This is a genomic window from Xenorhabdus aichiensis (genome assembly GCF_028598775.1).
Classification (GTDB): domain Bacteria; phylum Pseudomonadota; class Gammaproteobacteria; order Enterobacterales; family Enterobacteriaceae; genus Xenorhabdus; species Xenorhabdus bovienii.
Map to the genome: position 1 here is coordinate 72,904 of NZ_JAQRFO010000020.1, position 6,594 is coordinate 79,497.

Annotated in this window: 8 protein-coding genes; 7 read left to right on the plus strand and 1 reads right to left on the minus strand. The window is 47.8% G+C overall.

Annotated elements, in window-relative coordinates; all coding sequences use genetic code 11:
* Positions 1-43 precede the first annotated feature (43 nt).
* Complete coding sequence (locus tag PSI22_RS10785) at positions 44-658, minus strand: helix-turn-helix domain-containing protein (protein WP_273579750.1); 615 nt, start codon at positions 656-658, stop codon at positions 44-46.
* A gap of 150 nt (positions 659-808) precedes the next feature.
* On the opposite strand from PSI22_RS10785, the gene PSI22_RS10790 reads away from it, so the two are divergent.
* From PSI22_RS10790 to PSI22_RS10820, 7 genes are all read left to right on the plus strand, one after another.
* Positions 809-1,045, plus strand: coding sequence for a transcriptional regulator (locus PSI22_RS10790; RefSeq protein ID WP_273579751.1), 237 nt, complete (start codon positions 809-811; stop codon positions 1,043-1,045).
* A gap of 81 nt (positions 1,046-1,126) precedes the next feature.
* Positions 1,127-1,426, plus strand: coding sequence for a hypothetical protein (locus tag PSI22_RS10795; protein ID WP_273579752.1), 300 nt, complete (start codon positions 1,127-1,129; stop codon positions 1,424-1,426).
* Between the two features lie 88 nt (positions 1,427-1,514).
* The gene (locus PSI22_RS10800; RefSeq protein ID WP_273579753.1) at positions 1,515-1,838 is read left to right on the plus strand and encodes a hypothetical protein; all 324 of its coding nucleotides are present in this window, start codon (positions 1,515-1,517) and stop codon (positions 1,836-1,838) included.
* Positions 1,832-3,463: a DEAD/DEAH box helicase gene (locus tag PSI22_RS10805; RefSeq protein ID WP_273579754.1), complete on the plus strand. Its 1,632-nt coding sequence runs from the start codon at positions 1,832-1,834 to the stop codon at positions 3,461-3,463. The genes PSI22_RS10800 and PSI22_RS10805 overlap by 7 nt, the downstream gene beginning before the upstream one ends.
* Positions 3,460-4,443 (plus strand): DUF7146 domain-containing protein, encoded by a 984-nt coding sequence (locus tag PSI22_RS10810; RefSeq protein ID WP_273579755.1) that lies wholly within the window; start codon positions 3,460-3,462, stop codon positions 4,441-4,443. The genes PSI22_RS10805 and PSI22_RS10810 overlap by 4 nt, the downstream gene beginning before the upstream one ends.
* A complete protein-coding gene (locus PSI22_RS10815; RefSeq protein WP_273579756.1) occupies positions 4,440-5,297 on the plus strand; it encodes a helix-turn-helix domain-containing protein in 858 nt (285 codons plus the stop codon). The genes PSI22_RS10810 and PSI22_RS10815 overlap by 4 nt, the downstream gene beginning before the upstream one ends.
* Positions 5,294-6,073: an antitermination protein Q gene (locus PSI22_RS10820; RefSeq protein WP_273579757.1), complete on the plus strand. Its 780-nt coding sequence runs from the start codon at positions 5,294-5,296 to the stop codon at positions 6,071-6,073. The genes PSI22_RS10815 and PSI22_RS10820 overlap by 4 nt, the downstream gene beginning before the upstream one ends.
* Positions 6,074-6,594: the final 521 nt, after the last annotated feature.

Below are 6,594 nucleotides of genomic sequence, written 5' to 3' on the forward strand. Positions count from 1 at the left end.
TAACTCCCGTTCCAAATAAAGAGATGGTAGAGCAGGTGGAGTTTCAGCGGTGTTTCATATTTCGAAGAAGGAATACAACAACCCCAATAACTTCAACGTCAGGGTTCCCAACATTAACTAGTGGAACGCGGCTATCGTCAACAGATAGATATCCATGAGAGCCACCCTGAACGAATTTATAGACTGATAACGCTTTGTTGACTCTGGCATATACCAGATCATTTGTTCCTGCTGTCTCATTACTATCAATAACTATAATTGCGCCGGCAGGGGCTTCCGAACACCCACTATTCACATGTAGTTTGTATGCTCTACAGGTTTCAGATTCCACCAAATTAGGAATCATTATCCGATCACCAGTAAGCTCATCCCCTTCATACATATCAACCGGAAACATTCCTTTATATTCAATGATTTCTATATCATTGCATCCTGACTCGTTATTTTCTTCGGCTCTCATTGGCTCTTTACCATCAGATAACCACTCTGGGCGCACACCTAAAACGCGAGCGATATCAACGAGTCTGGTGGTTCTGGTTGCAGTTCCTGAAGTTAGCTTCCATACGCTGGATTGAGCCATTCCAGCTGCCTTGGCTAATGAGCCTTGGCTAAACCCGCCTTCGTGCATTGCACGATTCAGCCTTTTTGTAAATGTCATTTTTTAACCTTTATGAGTAATCGTTAATAAATCTCTACTTATTTAAGTATATCGCTATGGCGATGATAAATCAAAATGGCTATAGCAATTGATTGATGCTTCATCATATGTATAATAGCTATAGCGATTGATTTTGTGACTGAGGAGATTATGATTAATACACCAATAGAGAAAGCGATAAAGCTTTGGGGTAGCCAAAAGAGATTTGCAGAACATATTGGCAAAGCCCAATCCACGGTGAGCGATTGGTTAACTGGGAAGAAAAGAATATCACCAGAAAACGTGGTGATAATCGTCGAAGCCACAAACGGTGCAGTCCAAGCCCACGAGCTACGCCCTGATCTGCCCAAGGTGTTTCCGCCGCCCGAGATTGGAGCTAATGAATAAATTTCAGTCGATGGCTGTTTATGCACTGGCACTTCTCGTGATCCCTATATGGGAAGTGCGGTTGTTGTTGGGGGTTCTGTGATGGCGGCTTTTCCTGATTTTACCGGCGTAGTCATGCCCGAAGTGTATCAATTGGGTGACGCGGAATGGATTCAAAAGATTCTTGCCGCGATGAAACCAACCATGAGGGAATATGCGAGGGATAAATACGCATACGTCTACAAACTGCGGCGAGATGAAGATCCGGTGTCATTTCGCCGGGATAACACCGGGGCTAAGGCCGCTAACAAATGGCTCCGGCTGTATTTCAAAAAGCATTACAGATCGATGCAAGGCTATACAGAGAAGCCGTTAACAGTAAATCAACAATCAAAAAGTTAAGGGGATGAGATGTTTAGACGTTTAGATGGCTATGTATGTTTTCTGGGGAAGAGGGGAAAACTTTCTAGGGGGGTTTGGGGGGTGATCTTTGAAAGGGGGTGTTAGGGAAGGCACAGCCAAGAGGGAGAACTCAGATCTTAATGTAGATCACTGTAGGGGTTACAAAATGGGACAGGTGGCTAGACGGCTAAATGGGGAAAAGAAAAAGGCTTGTCCTCTGGCAGTGGAAATTATTCAAGTGAGGGTATCAATGTTAACTAAGAAGGGAAATGTAAGAGGGTGCAAGAAACCGAACGGCAGGACTTTGGCTAGTGAAGCTAATTCGGCTCTTGCAGGCAACGGAGATAAGTTACCTGAGACAAATTATTGCACGGTAACGACAAAAAATAAACAGGGGGTAACAGAATGCTAACGATCACCCCTAACTTTGCACAAGAGCGCGCTTTAAACATGCTGCGTAGAGACTGGAAGAATTTTAATTCTTTCATGGTCTATGCCCCCACTGGTGCAGGCAAAACCGGGTTATCTGCTTTCATCACAGACGGTTTTATATCCAAGGGGATGAAGGTCATGATGATCTGCCCATACCTTGTTCTGATAAACCAGACCGCCCAGCGCTTTATCGAGTATGGCTTGCCGGAGGATGAAATTCGTTATATCTGGCGTGATCACCCCAATCAAGACCCGTCAAAGCTGATTCAGATTGCGTCGGCTGACACGCTGATCCGCCGTGACTTTCCCGAAGACATTAATCTGCTGGTGATTGATGAAGCGCACTTGAAACGCAAAAAGATACTGGAAGAAATTACCCGGCTGACCTCAGAAACGGATTGTAAGGTGGTGGGGTTGTCGGGTACGCCTTTCTCGCCGTTCTTGGGTCACTACTATCAGAAGCTGATAAAGCCCACCACGATAAAAGAGTTAATCCAGCGTGGCGACCTGAGTCCTTACGAGTTTTACGCCCCGACCAAGCCCGATTTAAGCAAGGTGAAGTCTGCCCGCAATGACGACTACGGCAGCGACTACAAGGAAGATGAAATAGCTGAAATCATGTGCGGCGCTGATCTGGTGGGTGATGTGGTCAGTAGCTGGCTTAAGCTGGGCGAAAATCAGCCTACTATCTGCTTCTGTGTCAATGTCAGTCACGCCAACTTTATCACGGTCGAATTTAACCGTGCCGGGGTGAACGCTGAGATCATGACCGCCAACACACCTCATGATGAACGGGATTTGATCATCCATCGCTTTGAGCAGGGTGCGACGAAAATTATCGTCAATATCGGAGTTCTCGTGGCGGGTTTTGACAGTGATGTCAGGTGCATTATCTACGCCCGGCCTACCAAGTCGGAAATTCGTTGGCTCCAGTCAATCGGCAGATCCCTGCGCCCAGCACCGGGTAAAGACAGGGCTATCATTCTGGATCACTCCGGCACGGTTCACCGCCTTGGCTATCCCGATGATATCGAATATGACGAACTGCCCCGCAAGAATGACGGCATGAAGTCCAGTTCCAGTTATCGGGAGCAGGGAAAGCGGGAGAAGTTACCGAAGGAATGTTCCTCCTGCCACTACATGAAGCCAGCGGGGGTCTATGTCTGTCCCAAATGTGGATTTAAGCCGCTGACAGGTGAAGACATTGATGTTGATACCAGCCGCACTATCAAAAAGCTCAGTAAGAAAGAGCGTATCTACACCCAAGCCGAAAAGCAGAGTTTCTACTCGCAGTTGAGGTACTACCAGAACCAACGCGCCTCACAGGGTAAGACCATCAGTAACGGCTGGGTATTCTATACGTTTAAAGAGAAGTTCGGTGTCGAGCCTCGAGGCTTTCATGATACCCCACAAGAGATGACCCCCGAAGTTAACAACTTCATCAGGCACAAACAAATTGCCTTCGCGAAATCCCGCAAAAAAGCGGAACAGGTGCAACCGTCCAGCAACGAGCAGCAGGAAATGCGTCTTGAGGTTGCCCATCAGAAGGTCAGTGATATTCGTGAAAAATTAGGCATTCAGCCACATCAGGGAGACATGCTGTGAACAGAATAAATACGACCGATGCCGTTATTGGCCACTGGCCTGAAATCTTCGCTTATTACAAATTACCGCCCGTGACAGGCAAGAAACACTTTAAAGGGAAGTGCCCAATCTGTAAGCAAAAGGGCAAATTCCGCATTGATGACCGTGATGGGCGCGGAACCTTCATCTGTACCTGCAATGCCGGGGACGGCTGGGCACTACTGAGATTGACTCAGGGCAAAGAATTCAAAGTGCAGGCGGATGAGATTGATCAGCTATTGGGTATTCATCGCGATAAGGTCACACCAAAACCTAAAACAAGTACGGTTGCAGATAACCGCCAAAAGATAATCACCCTTTACTCACGCATGCCGGAACTGAAAGGCACCTCGGCAGAAAAATACCTTCAAAGTCGGGGGATTTATAGCAATCAGTCTATTGAACAAATCCGCTTCTGTGAAAAGCAGCCGACATACCAAGGGGATTATCAGGCGATGTGGGCATTGGCGACAGACTCACGCGGTCAATTGTGTTACCTGCACCGAACCTATCTGGATGGGGATCGGAAAGCGCCTTTAGATGTGACCAAAAAAATGATGTCACTACAGGAAGACAGCTATCTGGCGCACGCTGAATCGGTGGCCATTCGGATGTTTCCGGTGGCTTCCACGCTGGGGATCGCCGAAGGCATTGAGACGGCACTGTCCTGTAAACAGGTCTATGGGGTGAATACGTGGTCAACCATGAACGCCGGACACATGGCGAAATTTCTCGCCCCTCGTGGCGTTAAGCACCTCATTATCTTTGCAGATAACGACTGGAGCGCAACAGGGGAAGCGGCAGCCTATGCCTGTGCCACTAAAAATCTGAAAGCAAATAATGACATAGAGCGTGTCAGTGTGAGATGGCCTGACCTTGGGGATTTTAACGACCTGCTCCAGCAAGGTTGTCAAGCCAGAGAAAGAGAATTTATGAAGCCGCAGCGGGAGACAACATCATGATGGACAACACAGTACACAAAACCCTTTTCACTCTTCCTGAACCTCGTTACAGCACGGCGCTGGCCACGGTGAAACCGTTACCTGTTCAGCGCAAGATCACCGGCAATAAACAGGTGGATGCTTACCTGTGGGTACTGGCAGTCATTAAGACCAATGAACCCGCCCACCTTGAGGCCGCCGAGGAAGCCTTGAAGAAGCTGAAAATCACCCCCAAGGCAGCCCAGCAGAAATATTCTGACTATCTGATGAAATCGGGTGCACATCCTTTCCAGATAGCCTTTGGCACTATGAGTATGGATAACCCGCAAGGTTATATAAACAGTGCGAAGGAGCAAATCAAAAAGGCCAGTCAGGTGAGGGCGTCTTTTGCCAGCTACGAAGCCGCACTGGAACTGACCGAACCGGAGAAATTAATGCTGGTGGGGGAGCTGGCAGACATTTATGAACCCTTCTACTACTGGAACGAAACCGAACAGGCAGAAGGGTGTATGCGCGGTGATCGTGTTAACGAAACTGAGAAATTACGCCAGGCGACGGCGAAAGGGTTTGCTGAACAACTCCCCGAACCGCATACCTTGTCTGATGTTGTTCGTGAATTCCTTTATTGGGACGGGTTATATCAGATGCGCAATGTCGCCGCCAAAGAACTTGATCCGGGCGGATACGGTGATGGTGATAGGTATCACATCCATGACCGGGAAGATTATCTCGAAGGAAAACTGGCTACTATCCAAGCCGTGAACCGCCAAGAGGCTATCGACGTTTGTAAATGGGTGCTGGAAGAAGAACGGTTTCATGATCGTGAGCTGACTGACAAAATTATTCTTAATCTGGTGGGAGAGTGTGCCGTATGAAACTGGAATCAGCATTAAAACACTTTCACCCGAAAACACCGACGTTCAGTGATGCGTCAACCAGTACCGCACCGGACAGAATGAAAGGCATGGATACCGCGGCGGCTTTGGGTATGGCGGGATCACAAGCCAAGTTCGGAATGGCGGCGTTTTTTGCGAAGAACGAGGTCAGTGAAGAAGACAAGTTCAGCACCGTAGAAGAACTGACCCGATATGCAAGGCGAACTGTCCCTAAGCTGATATCAAAGGCAGCGGGGAATAAACTGGGGCCATGTTTGGTGATCTTATCGAAGATGGCATTTGAAGATTATGCCCGTTCAGCCGCGTCAACTTGTCAGTGTTCGGAATGTCGTGGAAAAGGACTTATCTACGGCATGAAAGAAGTGGAAAAACATCCCGGCATTATTCGTGCGGACGGTGAAGTGATTATTGCGCCGTGGATTGAAAAAGAGCAGGTGGGTGAACTTTGCCAAAAGTGTAATGGTAAAGGCACGTTGTCAAGTCGTTGCCGTTGCAAAGGGCGGGGGTTCGTAGTCGATGAGGAAAAGACTGCATTGCAGGGCGTACCGGTTGATAAAATCTGCCCTCGATGCTCAGGGCGGGGTTACAGCCGGGTGCCATCATCAGTGGCTTATACGGCAATCAAGGCGCTTGTTCCTGCATTGACTCAATCGTCATGGTCTCGTAACTGGAAGCCCTTTTATGAAAGGCTGGTAGGTAAGTGTTATGCCGAAGAAAGCAGTGCGGAAGCTATGTTTAGCAAGGTGACAAAATAAACTGTTTTATGTCATCAACAGTATTTGCATTTTGCATAAATATGGCTTAATATCTCCAAATAGTGGGAACTTGTAACTATACTCACTACGAATTCTAAACCTCGCCCAGTGCGGGGTTTTTTGCTTTCTGCAACGGTAAGGTTGCTTTTGAATGAGTTACCTTACCGTTGTGGAGAATGCCAAGGCTGATTGGCAGTGTATGGACTATCGGATGTACCGCACACCATCTAGAGGCGGCCTCTGCGGATTAGGCTAAGCCCCTGAGAGTATCTAGAAACCGATGCAGGAGATCAGCGCCTGCCTCCACAACTCGATCATGGTCGGTCAACACCTACATCAATTTTAAATCAATAGGTTAAGTGTGATTTTGGGTGGTATGGTCAACACCTCGATCAAGGTTAGGGAACACCCCTACATGCTAGATAAATCAATGTGTTAATGTGATTTTCAGCGAAAAAGAGATCACCCCGTTTAGATCACGGATAACGAATTTCAAGGCTGCTTCGGTGCGGCCTTTTTCA